Here is an 18,400-nt window from a genome sequence, read left to right as displayed (position 1 = left end):
CCCACTCCGCAAGATAATATCAAACGGAATGGGCGCTTTTTTTGATGAAATTTTTATTCTAAATATAATTCAACTGCATCTCTTGTTTTACTCATTGTCACTACATGGTCGTCATAATTTCTAGATAGATAACTATAAAACAGTATATCTATTGTCATAAGCTGAGAAATAAGAGAACTTGTAGCTGCAAGCCTCAAACTCTTTTCTGAGCTTGCATCGTGTATTAAATAAAAGTCAGATGTTTTAGCTAATGTAGATTTTTCTGATTGTGTAAGCACAACAGTTTGTACGCCATATTTTTTAGCAACTTTAGTTAATGAAATGGTCTCTTTGTTCTCACCTGAATTTGAAATTCCAATTAATACACAGCTTTTACTATGTGAAGCGATAGCTGTGGCTAAAAAATGTGTATCTAGTGAATGGATAACTTGCTTACCTATTCTTGTGAATTTTTGGTATAAATCTTGTGCCACTAAACTAGAAGCACCTACGCCAAATACTATAATTGTATGTGTATTATATAATTGATCAACAATTTGATTAATACTTTCATTAGAAATATTTTTTTCTGTCATTTCAAGTGTATGTGAAGCTCTTGTGATCAACTTCTTACTTATTGAATCGACCGTTTCATCTTGTTTAATTTCTTGATAAATACTTTGTTCATGTTGAGGCAAGTATCTAGAAATTGCTAATTTCAAATCTGTGAAACCTTTAAAGTCCAATTTATGTGTACATCTAATAACGGAAGCTGCACTTGTATTTGTTAGTTTCCCTAGTTCTTTAGCACTTAAATTAATCGTCTTTTCAGGATGATTGATGAAATATTCAGCAATTCGTTTTTCATGTTTTGTTAAATGAGACATTTGTTCTTTTATAAATATGAGTAAATGTTGATGTTCCATATAAATTAGTCCTCTTCCAATTCTTGTGGTGCAGTCATTTCTTTATTTGTGCCAAATAAGAATGTTGCAACAAATCCTCCTAGATAAGCTGCTAATAATCCTGCAATATACCCTAAATACATATTATCAGAAATTAAAGGAATCAATGATACACCACTTGGTCCAATTGCTGTTGCACCAATCTGACCAATGCCACCGATGACAGCTCCACCTATACCGCCACCTATACAAGCAGTAATAAATGGTCTACCTAATGGTAACGTAACACCATAAATTAATGGTTCACCAATTCCTAAAATACCTACTGGTAAAGCACCTTTTAATAAATTAATAATTTTTTTATTTTTTCTACATTTAAACCATAATGCAAAGGCAGCACCTACTTGTCCTGCACCTGCCATTGCTAATATTGGTAACAGATAAGTAGCTCCAGATTGATTAATCATTTCAATATGAATAGGTGTTAAGACTTGATGTAATCCAAACATTACAAGTGGTAAGAATGTTGCACCTAATACAAATCCACTAAATGCTCCACCTATATTAAGCACCCAATCAATAATACCTAACAAACCGTTAGAAATAAATCCAGCTATTGGCATGATTATGAAAATCGTAGCAAGACCCATTATAAATAGCGTAACAGTTGGTGTAACAATAATATCTACAGCACTTGGAACGATTTTGTGTAGTTTCTTTTCTATTATTGATAATATCCAAACAGCGATGATAACACCGATTACACCGCCTTGTCCTGCTGCTAATGGTTCACCGTTGAAAATGTTCTTTATCGGACTTTCTGGATCCATACCAGTTAGCATTGTAGTACCACCGATTACACCACCAAGTCCAGGTGTAGCACCAAATTCTTTAGCTGCATTGATACCAACATAGATAACTAAGTATGCGAAAATACCATTTTTAATAATATTAAATACTAAAACAAATTGTTCCCATGAAGCACCATCTATTGTTCCTGCAGCTAACATGTTTGAAAGTACTGCTGCAATTCCGCCTATTAAACCTGCACCAACGAAAGCAGGTATTAATGGTACAAATATATTCGCGATAGATCTTAATACTTTTTTAAACGGCGTTTGATTCTTTTTATTTATATTTTGTTTAAATAAATCCGCTTCTTTTTCAACTTGTTCTTTATTTGATGCTTTATGTTTAATCTCTTCCCCTAAAGGTACCCCAATTATTGAACTCATTTCATTTGCTACTTTATTAACAGTTCCCGGTCCAATAACCACTTGAAGCATGTCATCTTCTACAACACCCATAACACCTTTAATATTCTTTAGTCCTTCAACATCTACTTTACTATAGTCAACGATATTCATTCTGACACGTGTCATACAATGAATAACTTTGTCTAAGTTATCTCTTCCCCCGACTTCTTTCAATATGTCTTGTGCAATATCTCTTTCTTTTGACATAACCTACACACCCCTTTGTTTATGTATTTCTTACAAACCCCTTAGCTTGTGCTAATTTTTCAATTGCTTCGTCCTTAGTTATATGATGCATCCCCATCACAATAGCAACTTTCACTTGTTCTCCGCTATCTTGAAATAGTTTACTACTTTCTTCATCTGTACAATCTAATACTTCTTGGATCATATTAATTGCACGTTGTTTTAACTTCTTATTAGTTGGTTTTACATCAATCATTAAATTTTCATACACTTTTCCTATACCAACCATGGCACCAGTTGAAATCATGTTAAGAATCAATTTTTGTGCAGTTCCAGCTTTAAGTCTCGTAGACCCTGTTAATACTTCTGGACCAACATCTACTTGTACGGGGAAGTCAGCGTGTCTTCCTACTTCAGATTCTTTATTACATGTAACACAACCTGTAGGCACATTTATTTTTTGAGCATATTTTAATCCACCGATTACGTAGGGTGTTCGCCCACTAGCAGCTATGCCAATTACTGTATCGTGCTCATTAATTTTTAAGTCTTTTAAATCTTGTTCCCCAAGACGCTCATCATCTTCTGCACCTTCAACAGCCACTGTCATCGCCTTTTGACCACCTGCAATTAAGCCTATTACAACATCAGGTGTCACTCCAAAAGTTGGTACACATTCTGCAGCATCTAGAACACCTAATCTTCCGCTTGTTCCAGCTCCCATATAAATTAATCTTCCACCATTGTTTAAGCTCTTTATAACTTGTGTAATAAGATTAGCTATAGCTGTATTTTCTTCTTTAATAAACTGGGCAACTTTTTGATCTTCATTGTTCATTACTTCAACGAATTGGGCTGGTGTTAAAGTATCTAACTTTGAAGAATGCTCGTTTCTTGTTTCTGTCGTTAAACGACTTATATCCATTTATTCTTCCCCCTCAACAAACTGAAATGCAGTTCCCGCATCAATCAAGTCTATGCATGCCAAATCTTGTTCGCATACATGACCAATAACATTTACTGCTTTATTACTATTTAAACTCTTATTCACAATTTGTAACTCATTCATATATCGACCATACTTTACATTATCTAAAGTAATGGCACCCCTTTTTCTTGCAATCGTGTTTTCAGGCATTACTTCATCTTTAAAAGTTTGCCTTGCTTCTTCCGCTCTAATCACATCTCTAGCTTTATCTTTCCTATTATGAAAAATTCTCCCAATAACATAATCTAAATGCTTTGTTTCGGATTGCACTTGAAGTGACACGATTCCTTTATTAAAGAAGGTGTTGAACTGATTAATTGTTGATTGATTGATATGCGTATCCCCTATACAAATATCATCTACACCTAGTGCTAATAATTCTTTAGCAGCAACTAGAGGATGGACTTTTCTATGGTCTTCTAATGTAGGTAAACCTTGATATAACGGACCTCTTAAAGTTGTTCCAGGAACAAATGCCATTACTGAAACATCTGGAAAAGATACCTTCAACTCTTCGTTTTTATTTATAAAGAATTGTTTATCCAAACCAGTTTCAGGACGAGGATAGTAATTATGTGCAACCATAATGCGAGTCATATCAACATTTTGAGATTGTAATTGATTAAGTAAATCAATAGCATCTGTACTAGCATTGCAGACAATTTTCACTTTATCTAATAAAGAAATAATATCCGAAAGTTCTAATGAAATATCTAATCTAATATAATCTATGCCTATTTCACTTAAAATTTCCGGTTCTTTATAAGACAAACCAAGATTGGAAAAAGCATGAGGACTTGCATCAGCTATAATTTCAGCTTTATTTCCTACAAGACGCTTCAATTCCTTTAACTTATCAAAATATTGACTTGAGTCCTCTTCAGGAATTTGAAGAGACGTAAACACATAACGAAAACCCTTATCTAGCATTGTTTCAATATAAGAACGATCAAAAGATTCACCTAAATATACTGAAAAACCTAACATATCAACACATCCTTTTTGGAATCGTTTACATTATCTCATTTTTGGAATTTAATTTCAATATTTATATAAATATTATCAGTAATCGGAACGATATTACAATTGAGCGTTTATATAGGAATCTTAGATGCATAATTCTGAATTGTGCTTCTTAGACTGCGCTTACTAGCAGAATTCTGAATTGTGCTCCTTAGACTGTTCTTACTAGCAGAATTCTGGATTGTGCTCCTTAGATTGCGCTAACTGGCATAATTCTGAATTGTGCTCCTTAGATTATTCTTACTAGCAGAATTCTGGATTGTGCTCCTTAGATTGTTCTAACTGGCAGAATTCTGAATTGTGCTCCTTAGACAACACCTCTTACGGACATTTCTCGGAATTTTGTCCCTTACAACACCTCTTACGGACATTTCTCGGAATTTTGTCCCTTACAACACCTCTTACGGACATTTCTCGGAATTTTGTCCCTTACAACACCTCTTACGGACATTTCTCGGAATTGTGTCCCTTATTCCTTAATCTCTTAATCCCTTATTCTCTTAACCTATATTTGCCTCTCACTATAAAATAAAAAACCTTCCATCAGAATTATATCTAATGGAAGGTTTTTTATTTTTATATGATTATTTATCTTTATTAATTATACGTTCTATTAAGTGGTTAACTTGTTCGATATTCTTACTTTGTTGATTCAGTATGCTCATTATATTTTCATTGTCAGTTTCTGAATGTTGTTGTTCTTCTGTTTTATTGTTGTACTGACGTAATGCGTTATATAACACTTCATCTTTTGAAGCTGAATCTATATTATCGTATAAGTCTTTAGTTTTTGGACTGACTTCAATTGTACTTACATTTTTGTTTTCTGTAGTTTGTTCAACGCTATTATTTTCACTTAGTGCGTGTCCTTCAATGTCTATTTTAGGTAAAATTGTGTTTAACCAGTTTGGTAAGTACCATGATGCTCTGCCAAATAATTTTGTTAGTGCTGGTATAATAGTCATTCTTACAACAAAGGCATCGAATAACACACCAAATGCTAATGCTATACCCATAGATTTAATCATTACATCATCTTGGAATACGAAACCTATAAATACACTGAACATAATTAATGCTGCTGCTACTATTACAGGTCCACTTTCTTTTAGTCCTACTTTAATAGATTTTGTATTGTTCATTGTACATACATATTCTTCATGGATTCTAGACATTAAGAATACTTCATAGTCCATTGCCAAACCAAACAGCAACCCTATCGTGATTACGGGTAAGAATGCTAGCAACGGTCCTGTTGTATCTACTCCGAATAATCCACTCATAAATCCATCTTGCATAACAAGCGTCGTAAATCCTAACGTTGCAGCAAGTGATAATACGAATCCTAGTACTGCTTTAAGTGGAATGATGATAGATCTAAATACTACCATTAATAATACGAATGCTAATAATATAATTACACCAGCAAATAATGGTATTGCTTCGTTAAGTTTTTCTGACATGTCTATATTAATAACACTTTGTCCTGATATTTCAGTACTTAAGTCATACTTATCTTTAGAGTCTGAATTATAATCTCTTAAATCGTGTACTAGATCATATGTTGATTCTGCATTTGGTCCTTTTTCAGGAAGCACTGTAACAAGTGCATAATCTTGATCTTTATTTAGTTGAGGTGGTGTAACTGTTTCAACATTTTTAATATCATTAACATCTTTCATTAATCCTTGTAAATCTTTTTGTAACGCTTGTTGATCATCTTTTTTATCTGAAGTATCTACAAGCATTACGATTGGTCCATTGAAACCTTCTCCAAAATCATCAGAAATAATATCATATGCTTTTTTCTCAGTTGAAGTATCAGGTTTCATACCATTATCGGGTATACCTAATCTCATATGCGTAACTGGAAGTGCGGCTGCTAGTAATATTACTAGTCCAACGAGTATAGCAATCCACGGTTTCCCTACTACAAATTTAGACCACGGAGTATCTAAACTCTCATTAGAATGAATTTTACGTTTCTTTGGATGTATTTGTTTATGGAACACACTGATTACTGCTGGAAGTAATGTAATTGAACTTAATACTGCAAATACAACACTTAATGCAGATGCATATCCCATTATAGATAAGAAATCAATGCCGACTAATCCAAGTCCACATACCGCAATAACAACTGTTACCCCCGCAAAAATAACAGCACTACCTGCTGTTCCTAATGCTAAGCCGATTGCTTTAACATGATTTTGCTCAGTTTTAATAATTTGTCTATATCTAAATAATATAAACAGTGCATAATCAATTCCTAAAGCGAGTCCTATCATTACAGCTAGTGAAAGCGTAACGTTCGGAATATCAAATGAATATGTTAGTAACGCGATTGCCCCTATACTAGAACCTAATCCAACTAGTGCACTAATTATAGGCATTCCTGCAGCAATTAATGATCCGAATGTTACAAGTAATACTACGAAAGCAATAATAATACCAATTGCTTCAGAGCTACCTCCAATTTCAGTACTTGCGTTTAAAGCGTTACCTGTAAGTTCTGTCTGTATGCCTTCATCGTCTAAAGGTTTCATAGCATCTTTCACTTTATCTACAGAATCAGATTTTATAGATGTTTGAGAAACTTTATAATTGATATCTGCAAAAGCAGTTGTTTGATCTTTATTTATTTGTTTATTTTTATAAGGATCGGTAATTTCTTTTATATCATCATCTTTATCTTTAGCATCTTTCAACGCATCTTGAATTTCTTTCATTGCTTTTTTGTCTGTAATACCTTTTTTATCATCACTTTTAAAGACAACTCGTACATTTGCCTTTTCACTATCTTGATTAAATTCCTTTTCAATCTTATCGTTCGTATCGATTGACTTAATACCATTCATTGTAATGTCATTATCGAAAGTGGGTTTATTAATTGCTAATGGTGTGATAATACCCGCTAAAACAACAACCCATATAATAATTGTTAACCATTTATGTTTAGCAATAGATGAACCTAATTTAAATAAAAAATTAGCCAAAATACTTCCTCCCTTAAATCTACTCTATAGTTTATGCATACAGTGTATACAACATAACGCTTATAGTATCATTTCAAAATGCTTCTAAAAAGAGATAAAATCCTAAATGTGTATACTTTGTCTACACTTTTTAAATAATGTAGAAAAGCCGTTTACTAAACGTTCACATTTAGGATTCTAATTTTTTATAATAATAATAGAATTAAGGCGATTATTGCAGGTCCACCTTGCTTTAATATAATGGATTTCGAACTTGTAAGACTGCCATATACTGCTGCTACAATAATGAACATTAACAATAAAGCTACAAATTCTTTCGGGTTTGATGATAAAAATGCCCCGTAAAACAAAGCTATAGCTAACAAGCCATTATATATACCTTGATTTTTCAGAAGGACTTGAATATTTTTATCTTTTAATACTTGTTGCTTTAAATTGAAAGTTTGTGATGTTTTTTTAGAATCTGTCGCAATCGTTTCTAAATACATAATATACAAATGTTCAATTGCAACAATAACTACAAAAATAGTTGCTAGTATATGCATAACAAGTCTCCTTTAAAGAACAATTTGATTTTCTTTTTCATGTATCATTTCAATAATCTCGTTCTTCTCGTTCATAACAGCTACTTTTGGTGCATGCGTTTTTGCTTCTTCATCAGTAACTTGAACATAATTCATAATAATAACAATATCATCTACTTGAACTAATCTTGCTGCAGCACCATTTAAGCAAATTTTGCCACTGCCACGTTCACCTTCAATAACATAAGTTTCAAGGCGCGCACCATTATTGTTATTAACTATAGCTACTTTCTCATTTGGCAAAATATCTACTGCATCTAAAATATCTGCATCTATCGTAATGCTACCTACATAATTTAAATTGGCTTCAGTTACTCTAGCACGATGAATCTTCCCGTTCATCATAGTTCTAATCATCGTATTCATCTCCATATTTATATTTATATACTCGTTATTATCATACAATGATTTTATAATCCGTCAACTATTAAATCTTAATATTACTTTTTAGTGCCTATAGAACAAAATAGTGCGTACTTACCTTTCAATCTATAAAGCATTATACTAATCTATACATTAATAAAAAGGAGTTTTGAATATGAATTACACAAAGTTTCATAATGGAAATAGTATGCCAAGCGTAGGTTCAGGTGTTTTTAGAGTAGAAAATAACGACGTAGCTAAAGATGCAGTCAAACACGCTATTCAATCTGGATATAGAAGTATTGACGCAGCATTTATATATGGAAATGAAGTAAAAGTCGGCGAAGGTATTGCTGAAGGTATAAAAGCAGCTAATATTACAAGAGAAGATTTATTTATCACATCTAAAATATGGATAGATGATTATGGAAAAGACAATGTACAAAAAGCATATGAAAAATCATTAAACTTACTAGGTCTAGATTATTTAGATTTATATTTGATGCATTGGCCAGGTACAGATTTAGATTTACTATTGAATACTTGGGAAGGTATGGAAAACTTATATAATCAACAATTAGTTAAAAATATTGGCGTAAGTAACTTCAATATCGATCACTTAGAAATTCTAATCAATCAAGCTAATGTTAAACCAGTATTGAACCAAGTAGAATTTCACCCATACTTAACACAAACAGAACTAAGAAACTATTTAAGCAAACACGAAATAAAAATGGAATCATGGTCACCACTTATGAATGCAGAAATTCTACAAGACGAAACAGTAAATCGTATTGCTAAAGAAATAAATAAATCACCAGCACAAGTCATCATACGTTGGAACATCGACCATGACGTTATCACAATACCAAAATCAGTAACACCATCACGTATCGAAGAAAACTTCGAAGTCTTTAACTTCAGTTTAAACGATGATCAAATCAAGAGATTAGATGCACTTAACGAAAACAAACGCATAGGACCAAACCCAGCAGAATTTAACGGTTAAGTTATTGATAAGCGTGAAACCTTGATTAAGACGATCATTAGTTGCACTTCTCTTACGTTGTGTGAATATGGATGTCCTTGCTTACACTTCTCTTACGTTGTGTGAATATAGATACCCTTGCTTACTCTTCTTCTGACTTATGTGAGTATGGATACCCTTGCTTACACTTCTTCTGACTTATGTGAGTATGGATGCCATCTCTGATAACTACTTTTATAGTAATCTTTTAAAATAATATAAGCTTTGACGATATAAGAGTCTAGGACAAATAATTTGTCCTAGACTCTTTTTCCATTTTTTTGATTTTTCTATTATACACAAGCAAATTATAAATTTATTTGTATTATACAATTATTATTGAGATTTATTATTTTAATAAAATACATATGATTTTTTACTTATTATATTGCTTTACTAGTTAATAATTTGGTATTATTTAGGAGAAATATATTTTTCCCAATAAACCTTCAACAAATGCTTAAAATTTGGAAATACTTTATTTTAATCAATAAGCTAACAACAAAGATATATACATTTGGAAAAAAATTAAATAACCAGGAGGATATTATGGAAAAGATTATGCATTACGAACTATTAAAAAAGGACATTTTCAACAACATCTTTGATAAAACACAACTAAAAAGAATGGACATTCTTACTTTATATTATATAGAACAAATGAATGAGGATGAAATATACGTTAGAAAGCTTCGAAAACTAATGTTTGAACCATCTTCTTCTGAACTAACTGGTGCAATTAAAACGCTCGAAGAATTAAATTACTTTAAAAAAGTAAGAGATCCTTTAGATGAACGTTCTATTATATTGAAAAATATTGATTATGAAGCAATTAATAATACATTACGTACTTGCAAAGAAATCACAATCGATCATTTACGTAAGGTCAATTCAGAAGATGACAAAACACTTTTATAAATATCAATGAAATATGAAATAGATTTCAACAATAAATCTATTTAATTGAAAATAAACCTTTTCTTATATACGCTTTAATAGTAAACATTTTCTATTAGAGAGGAAGTTCAAATATGAAAGTAGCAATTATTGGCGCGAACGGAAATATTGGAAAACATCTCGGAAAAACACTAGCTGAACGCGGTGATGAACCTATTGGATTTATACGTAAAGAGGAACAAGCTCCAGAACTCAATCAACTTGGCGTGAAAACGGAACTAGCAGATATTATAAAAACAGACGTATCAGAATACACTTCTAAATTTCAAGGTATTGATGCATTAATATTTACTGCAGGTGCTGGTGGTGCTGGTGTCGAACTCACAAAAGCAGTTGATGGAGACGGCGTTACTAAAATGATTGAAGCTGCTGAACAAGCTGGTATCAAACGCTTTATACTCGTGTCTGCATTTCCAGATGCTGGTAGAGGTATGAATATATCTGAAAGCTTCGAATTCTATATGAAAATGAAAAGACAAGCCGATGTAGAATTAGCACAATCTGCATTAGACTGGACAATTCTTCGTCCAGGCACGCTTACTAACGATGAAGCAAATGGACAAATAACGCTTGGTTACGCAATCAGCTACGATGAAATCCCAAGAGATGATGTCGCAAATGTAATTGTAGAATTACTTAACCAACCAAACACTTCCCATAAAATATTAGAGCTTACAAAAGGTAAGACACCTATTCAACAAGCAGTAGAAAAATACAGCAATTAACACCAAAACACCACGAAGTAGGAATGTTCCTTCCTTCGCGGTGTTTTATTATTTTATTTTACTGTAAACCCAGTTTACTATTTCTTGAACATCGATATTCTCAATATTTGTTACGTCTATTTTTTTATACTCACCTATATGAAATTCGTCATATTTTCTATTTTCACAGCGTTCTTTAAATGTTGTAAAATCATCTAAGTCATCTGGTTGTTGATGCTTATTTCCTTTATGATAACTTGTTAGTATATGTCCAATATGCCTGGAGTCCTTTAAATCTCTTTCTTTTTGTCTATGAAATAATATTTCCATATCACCATATAATGTTAACGTAATCGGTTTATAATTATATTTACTAATCATTTCTTTCAGTTTGTTCTCTTGCTTATAACTAAATGGATAATCAATTATTATTTTTGTTGATTTTTTTAAATAGTTATCTAGTTTTTTATAATAATATTCCCATGCTTCATTTCCAAGGTTATTTTTTTCAATTATGTTGTTGAAACCATACTTATCGAAATACATTTCTTTAATATCATCATAAGATAATAAATGCCATTTAGAATCCTGTTCGATTATTTGATTAGCTAAATATGTTTTTCCGGTACCTGGAGGACCAGCCAATATAATTATAAATCTTTTTTGATTATCGATCATATTTTAACGCGTTCTTTATTCATGAATAAATTAATCTTATGTGCAACAATATTTTTCACCGCTTCATTACATGGGATAATATTATGTCTTAATGATTTATTCACTTTTGTTTCACCAAAATATTTTTTTGCTGTTTCTGTCCAAGTTACAAGCAATTCTGTACCTACGTTGAATTTTCTTATTCCATTATCTATTAATTCAGGCACGTCTTCTTCTTTAACACCTGTACCACCGTGTACTACAAGAGGTGTTTCCACAATCTCATTAATTTCAGCTAACAATGGAATATTAACATTTGTTTTAGATTTAAATTGTCCATGATTTGTACCTATTGCTACAGCTAATGCATCTACATTAGTAGCTTCTGCAAAATATTTAGCATCATAAGGATCTGTATATTTTACTTCAGAACCATCAATTGTTATTCCTTCTTCAGTACCCCCGATTATTCCGAGTTCAGCTTCAACTGATGTCCCTCTTTTATGTGCATAATCTACTACGGCTTTTGTCTTCATTATATTTTCTTTTAATGGTAATGATGAACCATCAAACATAACAGACGAATAACCTGCATCTATCGCATTTTTTATATCATTAAAATCTTTAGCATGGTCCAAATGAAGCACAACATCAACCATTTCTGAATTAGCTATACTTTTAGTTACAGTAACCAATGTCTTATATCCAATATACTTTGCAGTATCAACACTTGTTTGTATAATGATTGGGCTACCTGCTTCTTTAGCTGCATCTATCATACTTGGCAACATTTCTAAATTATGTGCATTGAAAGCACCTATCGTACAATTTAAACGTTCTGCTTTTTCAGTTGCTTCTTTTAAATTAATATACATATTTTTCTCTCCCTTTAAAATGCTTTCATTAATGGTCCAATAATCCATGCATAAAATAGTGCTGCCGCTACAGTATCAACATCTGTTGCAGTGGCGTTAACAAATCCCATATTGCTAAGCACTGTAACTAAAAGTGCTGGAAGTAAAGTAATGAATAAACCATGTGCAATACCACCTATAATTGCGCCTCTTAATCCACCAGTTAAATTACCAAATATACCTGCAGTGCCTCCTGCAAAAAAGTTAGTCAATATTCCAGGTATTATCATGGCTAACCCTAAAGTTGGGAAGAAGAACATCGCAATGACTGTACCAATCGTTGTTGTTATAAAACCGATTATTACAGCATTTGGTGAAAATGGGAAAAGCACAGGACAATCTAACGCAGGTTTTGCATCTGGAACTAATTTCATTGCAATACCTTTAAATGCTGGTACAATTTCTCCAAGAAGTAATCTAACACCAGCTAGTAATACATAGACTCCAACTACAAACTGAATTGATTGCATGAAAGCATACATCACATAATGTGTATCACCTGATAATTTTGAAGCAAAGTCCTCGCCTGCAAATAATACCGTTACTAAAAATAAAGGTGCCATAACGACCATCAGTGATAAATATGTGTCTTGTAAAAACTCAAAATTCTTTGGTAATTTTAAATCTTCAACTGATTTTCTATTTTCTCCTCTTTTACCAAATACATACCCAACACCTGCTTCAAACACGTAACCAAGAGTACAAAAATGTCCTAAAGCAATGTTGTCACCACCTACTATTTTCCTTACAAACGGTTGAGCTATTGCAGGCATCATTGTGGCAAACACACCACCAATCAATCCTCCTACAACAATTAGTGGAAATCCTCTTAATCCTGCAAAGTATCCACCAATCGTAGTCATAGTAGCCATCCATAATAATGCTTGACCAGTTAAAAATATATATTTCCATGGTGTGAAACGTGCTATTAAAATATTAAATATAAAAATAGCTAAAAATGTAAATGCTATTTCTCGACCTAATCCTAAATCTCCCATTGCTTGTCCATTTATTGCTTCAATGGAAGGTACAATACCTTCCATTTGGAATCCTTCAGAAAATATTTTGCCGAAATATGTTAAACTTCCAACAATAATAGCCGAACCTGCAGTTAATACTTGAAAACCTAACAATGTTTTAAACGATCCTGATATAATTTGCCCAGTTGATTTTTTCTGTAATATTAAACCTAACATTGCAATTAAAGCCACAATTATTGCTGCTTGTGTCAAAATATTTTGTATAATAAAGTTTATAATTTGCATAGCATCACTTCCTTATTAAATGATCCCTTTTTCTTTAAGAACTGGTGAAAGCTTTTCTTCTATTTCATCTGTAGATACAATATTCTTTAAATAAACAATTGAAGTTACATCTTCATCTATTGAAAAATTATTAAACTGCGACTTAAAATTTTCTCCCGTTATTATGATTTCAGCATTTCTTGATACAGCAGATGAAATTGTATCGTGATCTAGATTTGCATCTACACCTAATTTGTTTAATACATCTTCAGCTGCCATTTGACATGCAAAACTACTTCCTAATCCTGCTCCACAAACAAAAAGTATATTTAGTTTACTCATGCTAATTCCTCCTCTAATAAATAATTTATAAATTCATCTTTATCCTTAAAACTCAGTAATTTGTCTACTTTTTCCTCATTTCTCACAAGTGATACGATACTTTTCATAATATTTAAATGTGAAAATGAATCAGTTGCTGATAAACAAAATATAATTTTAACCGGATCATTTATTTCATTTCCAAACTCTATATTAGGATTTAGTGTTGCAATACTAACACCTAATGCGTTAGCACCTTCTTCTGGTCTAGCATGTGCTAACGCTATATGCTTACCAATTACAATATATGGACCGTATTCTTCAACTGAATTAATCATTGCATCTTGATATTGAGATGTGATAATTCCGTCATCAAGTAATGGTTTGGAAACCATCTTAATCGCATTCTTCCAATCAGAGCACGTTTCATCTAAAAGAACATGATGATTTTCCAATACTTCATTTAACATAGGCTGCACCTCTTTATCATTGAAATTAAAATTATTTATTTCAAATAAGTTTTTAATATCTTTATAATCCTGCTCATTTAATTTCATGCCCTTATCTTCTAACCAAATAGATAAGTCTTTAAATAATGAAACTTCATTACGCTTAAACTTTTCATTATTTCTAGATAAGTATGCGTGTTGTTCTAAAAATGCTTCTATTTTCTTTATATCTGTTTCGTTAACTATGGCATTAACATAACAAGTAGGTTTATCAAAATCTGCATCAATAGTCGTAAACACAATATCTACATCATCATTTTTTATAAAATCTTCTTCATTTGATGCAAGAATTTTTATTATATTCACATTAAAATGTGACTTTAAAATTTCAGCCAATAAGTTGCTCGTAGCAATACCAAAACTACAAACAATTACAGCATTAAAATAGTGTTTATTTTGTTGAACGTATTTAAAGTATGCAGTAGAAAAATAAACAGTTATAAATGCTATTTCATCTTCTGTAAAATCCAGTTCTATATATCTATTTAAACGATTCATTGAATATTTTTTTATTGTATTAAAAAACTTATTGTGGCTATTTTTAATATTTTCTTTCAAAGGATTATATATTTGAATACCTTGTTGCAAACGGCTAATCAATCCCGAGATATGTTTATTTAGTCCTTCAAATAAATAACTTTGATAGCCTGTAAAATCAATAGACAATTCATGCTCTACATACTCAATTAATTTAAGGCTAATTAGCTGAGACAGTGCTTCGTGTTTATCATCTGTAACTTGTTTCTTTCCTCCAATTAAAACATCAAGTCTATTATTAATATAATTAAATTCACCTAAACTAACATCTTGTGCTTTCCAATTTATAACTTCATCAATAAAAATATTTATTATGCTTAGTTGTTTTCTCTTGTCATCTTTTTCTGTTGCTAATATATGGTTATGACTAATACGAGATATCCAAATAGCTGTTAATATGATCGCTGATAGTTTAATATCATTTTGTTCAATTGAAATAATTTTAGTATAAGTATCTTTAATATTTTCTATATTTTTTGAGTCAATGTAATGAATCAAAGGACTGTAACTGTCAAATAAATTGTCAATTGTAACTTTATCTTCAGTTATTTTTTTAACTAAGTAATCATAAAGGAATGTTCGTATATCTCTTTCATTTCCTTCAATAGATAAACCTGTAGAAACATTAGAAACGATCTTCAAATTAAATTTGTTTAAGTCCATACGAACTTGTTTCATATCCTTATCCATTGTACTTTTAGAAATCTGCAATTCCTCACACAATTCATAAATTTTTTTATAGGAATCATCTGATAAAGCATGACTTATAATGTATTCTTTTCTATACGCAGGATTGTAAATTTGCTCTTCAACTTCACCTGAAACAATTTCTTTTAATTTAGTACGTTCTGAGTTTGATAAATTTAATATAAACAAACCACTGTTGTTATTAATTTCAAAAAATTGATTTGTTATTAGAAACTCATTTATATCCTTTAAATCATTTCTAATAGTTCGTTCCGTTTTGTTGAACATGATACTAAGTTCTTTTGCAGAAACGCTTTCTTTACTATTAAGAAAAATATTCAAAATATTCATCGGCCGACTTTTTAACATTTTTAACATCTCCCTTAATTAATATTGTAAATTTATCCTTTAACAATTGTTAGTATTTTTATATTCTAATTAAAAACGGAAAAAATGTAAGCGCTTTACACAATAACAAAAAGACACTGAATACTTTTACAGTAAACAGCGTCTTTCCAATATATAATTAAGTTCATTATTAATTTTTTCACATTAACTTTACATCTAATTAATGATTTTCACAAGATTCAAAAAATAATACCCAAGCAAAATATCATTATATTTTGAAAGATAAGATATACTTATAATAAATATGAGATATAAATTTTAAGGAGGAGCATCATGTTAAAAATAAGTGTATTAGATCAAGCGCCAATATCCAAAGGCAGTAATCCTGAAGAAACGCTACAAAATACAATTAAATTAGCTAAATGGACTGAATCGCTAGGATACTATCGATATTGGGTAGCTGAACATCATAATACAAGCGGTTTAGCAAGTTCTTCTCCTGAAATCTTAATGACACAAATTGCCGCTTCTACTCATAAAATTCGAATCGGATCTGGTGGTATATTACTGCCGCAATATAGCCCATATAAAATCGCAGAAAATGCTAAAACATTATCAGCTTTGTACCCTAATCGTATCGACTTAGGGTTCGGCAATTCACCCGGTGGTTCTCCTATCACTCAAAAAGCATTAACAGATAATCATATTAAACCTAAAGAAGACTTTTATAGACAAGTATCAGATTTACAAGGATTCTTGCACAACACACTGTCTAGAGATCACGAATATAGACTCGTAAAAGCAGGACCACGAATAGATAACCCACCAGCAATGTGGTTATTAGGACTTACTGAAAATGGAGCGAAAAATGCAGCACAACTAGGTATTGGATTTGTATTCGGACATTTCATCAATCCTAAATACGGTAAAATAGCTATGAAACGCTATAATAAAGATTTCGTACCATCAGTAAATCATAAAGAACCGACAACAATCATTTGTATATTTGTAGTCTGTGCAGAAACCGACGAAAAAGCAGAAGAACTCGCAATCACACAAGACAAATGGTTATTAAACGTAGGAAAAGGATTAGGCACAAAAGTACAACCACGAGAAGAAATAAATATTGAAGAATACACAAAAGAAGAATTAGAACAAATAGAAGAAAATAGAAAAAGATGTATAGTCGGTTCACCAACAACAGTCAAAACAGAGCTACACAAACTAGCAGAATTCTATCAAACAAATGAATTTATGATCATTACAAATATATATGACTTTGAAGATAAAAAAAGATCCTATCAACTAATCGCAGAAGCAATGTTGAGTGACAGTTAAAGAAATTGTTATAGAGAGTTGGATTTATATTAGTTCCAGTGAGGGCTAACTGGCAGAATTCTGAATTATGCTCCTTAGACAATATCTCTTACGGACATTTCTCGGAATTTTGTCCCTTAGCACCCTTCTTACGAATATGTCCATATAATTGTGTAATAAAATAAGAGCCATATATAGCTCACTTTAGTACAATGTAATCGACTAAGAAAAAATTGTAGAGGTGACTATATATGACTCAATTAAATATTAACGTAGACTTCGAAGAATTGGCAAGTGCTATATTTGAAAGTAACTTAAATACAGCTATGAAAAGCATTGCTGTATCTGTCTTAAATGCTTATATGGAGATGGAAAGAGACCAGTATGTAAATGCAGATTTCAAACAAAAAAATCCTAAAAGGATTGCCCAACGTAATGGCTACTACGAACGTGATTTTATGATGCCTGTTGGTAAAATTCATCTGAAAGTGCCTAGAACACGAGATGGTGAGTTTACAACTGACGTTTTCGAACAGTACACACGCTCTGATCAATCTCTTATTTTAGCCATGATGGAAGCTTATATTAATGGTGTTTCAACTCGGAATATCACGAAGATTGTCGAGGCTTTATCAGGGGAATCTGTATCGAAATCAACGATTTCTGAAGTAATGAAAAATATAGATCCTGATATTCAAGAATGGGCAAGTAGACCCATTACGAATCATCAATATAAGTATGTGTTTGTTGATGCTATGTATATAAAAGTTAGAGAGAATAATAAAATAGTATCCAAGGGTGTTTACACCGCAATGGGTATCAATGAACTTAGACAGCGTGAAATTATTGGCTTTAAAATTTCTAATCAAGAATCTGAAAAGGCTTGGTCTGAATTTTT

17 protein-coding genes are annotated in these 18,400 nt (G+C 31.6%); 5 read left to right on the top strand and 12 right to left on the bottom strand.

From position 1 onward, the window contains the following. Positions 1–53: 53 nt before the first annotated feature. From B2G86_RS10565 to panD, 7 genes are all read right to left on the bottom strand, one after another. On the bottom strand, positions 54–905 hold the full coding sequence (locus B2G86_RS10565) for a MurR/RpiR family transcriptional regulator (RefSeq protein WP_078358071.1): 852 nt from the start codon (positions 903–905) through the stop codon (positions 54–56). Positions 906–910: 5 nt separating this feature from the next. Further along, the gene (locus tag B2G86_RS10560; protein WP_078358070.1) at positions 911–2,347 is read right to left on the bottom strand and encodes a PTS transporter subunit EIIC; all 1,437 of its coding nucleotides are present in this window, start codon (positions 2,345–2,347) and stop codon (positions 911–913) included. Positions 2,348–2,366: 19 nt separating this feature from the next. Next, entirely contained in the window at positions 2,367–3,251 is an 885-nt protein-coding gene (gene murQ, locus B2G86_RS10555; RefSeq protein ID WP_078358069.1) for an N-acetylmuramic acid 6-phosphate etherase, read from the bottom strand. Next, positions 3,252–4,301 (bottom strand): MupG family TIM beta-alpha barrel fold protein, encoded by a 1,050-nt coding sequence (locus B2G86_RS10550; RefSeq protein WP_078358068.1) that lies wholly within the window; start codon positions 4,299–4,301, stop codon positions 3,252–3,254. It lies immediately after the preceding gene. 620 nt (positions 4,302–4,921) lie between these two features. Then, positions 4,922–7,333: an MMPL family transporter gene (locus B2G86_RS10545; protein WP_078358067.1), complete on the bottom strand. Its 2,412-nt coding sequence runs from the start codon at positions 7,331–7,333 to the stop codon at positions 4,922–4,924. 185 nt (positions 7,334–7,518) lie between these two features. Beyond that, a complete protein-coding gene (locus B2G86_RS10540) occupies positions 7,519–7,878 on the bottom strand; it encodes a DUF1304 domain-containing protein (RefSeq protein WP_078358066.1) in 360 nt (119 codons plus the stop codon). A gap of 12 nt (positions 7,879–7,890) precedes the next feature. Further along, positions 7,891–8,274: an aspartate 1-decarboxylase gene (panD, locus tag B2G86_RS10535; RefSeq protein WP_078358065.1), complete on the bottom strand. Its 384-nt coding sequence runs from the start codon at positions 8,272–8,274 to the stop codon at positions 7,891–7,893. Between the two features lie 181 nt (positions 8,275–8,455). Here panD and B2G86_RS10530 point away from each other — a divergent pair, with 181 nt between their 5' ends. The 3 genes from B2G86_RS10530 (at position 8,456) to B2G86_RS10520 (ending at position 10,989) form a co-directional block, all read left to right on the top strand. Then, entirely contained in the window at positions 8,456–9,289 is an 834-nt protein-coding gene (locus B2G86_RS10530; protein ID WP_078358064.1) for an aldo/keto reductase, read from the top strand. A gap of 567 nt (positions 9,290–9,856) precedes the next feature. After that, complete coding sequence (locus B2G86_RS10525; RefSeq protein ID WP_078358063.1) at positions 9,857–10,225, top strand: transcriptional regulator, SarA/Rot family; 369 nt, start codon at positions 9,857–9,859, stop codon at positions 10,223–10,225. Positions 10,226–10,338: 113 nt separating this feature from the next. Beyond that, positions 10,339–10,989, top strand: coding sequence for an SDR family oxidoreductase (locus tag B2G86_RS10520; RefSeq protein ID WP_078358062.1), 651 nt, complete (start codon positions 10,339–10,341; stop codon positions 10,987–10,989). Between the two features lie 48 nt (positions 10,990–11,037). On the opposite strand, the gene B2G86_RS10515 is transcribed toward B2G86_RS10520, so the two are convergent. Genes B2G86_RS10515 through B2G86_RS10495 form a run of 5 tightly spaced genes read right to left on the bottom strand, consistent with a single transcriptional unit; the run spans position 11,038 to position 16,206 of the window. Further along, positions 11,038–11,646, bottom strand: coding sequence for an AAA family ATPase (locus B2G86_RS10515; RefSeq protein WP_078358061.1), 609 nt, complete (start codon positions 11,644–11,646; stop codon positions 11,038–11,040). After that, on the bottom strand, positions 11,643–12,500 hold the full coding sequence (locus B2G86_RS10510) for a class II fructose-bisphosphate aldolase (RefSeq protein WP_078358060.1): 858 nt from the start codon (positions 12,498–12,500) through the stop codon (positions 11,643–11,645). The genes B2G86_RS10515 and B2G86_RS10510 overlap by 4 nt, the downstream gene beginning before the upstream one ends. Before the next feature lie 14 nt (positions 12,501–12,514). Then, positions 12,515–13,804: a PTS sugar transporter subunit IIC gene (locus B2G86_RS10505; protein WP_078358059.1), complete on the bottom strand. Its 1,290-nt coding sequence runs from the start codon at positions 13,802–13,804 to the stop codon at positions 12,515–12,517. A 15-nt stretch (positions 13,805–13,819) separates the two neighbouring features. Beyond that, complete coding sequence (locus B2G86_RS10500) at positions 13,820–14,125, bottom strand: PTS sugar transporter subunit IIB (protein ID WP_078358058.1); 306 nt, start codon at positions 14,123–14,125, stop codon at positions 13,820–13,822. Then, complete coding sequence (locus tag B2G86_RS10495) at positions 14,122–16,206, bottom strand: BglG family transcription antiterminator (protein ID WP_158079037.1); 2,085 nt, start codon at positions 16,204–16,206, stop codon at positions 14,122–14,124. The genes B2G86_RS10500 and B2G86_RS10495 overlap by 4 nt, the downstream gene beginning before the upstream one ends. A 312-nt stretch (positions 16,207–16,518) precedes the next feature. On the opposite strand from B2G86_RS10495, the gene B2G86_RS10490 reads away from it, so the two are divergent. Together B2G86_RS10490 and B2G86_RS10485 are read left to right on the top strand one after the other, a co-directional pair. Next, complete coding sequence (locus B2G86_RS10490; RefSeq protein WP_078358056.1) at positions 16,519–17,523, top strand: LLM class flavin-dependent oxidoreductase; 1,005 nt, start codon at positions 16,519–16,521, stop codon at positions 17,521–17,523. A 230-nt stretch (positions 17,524–17,753) separates the two neighbouring features. Continuing rightward, a partial coding sequence (locus B2G86_RS10485) for an IS256 family transposase (RefSeq protein WP_198931318.1) occupies positions 17,754–18,400 on the top strand: 647 nt, incomplete at its 3' end.

This window comes from Mammaliicoccus fleurettii (assembly GCF_002018435.1).
Taxonomy (GTDB): Bacteria; Bacillota; Bacilli; order Staphylococcales; family Staphylococcaceae; genus Mammaliicoccus; species Mammaliicoccus fleurettii.
The sequence above is the reverse complement of the archived record's forward strand: the minus strand, read 5'-3'. Positions and strand labels throughout refer to the sequence as shown.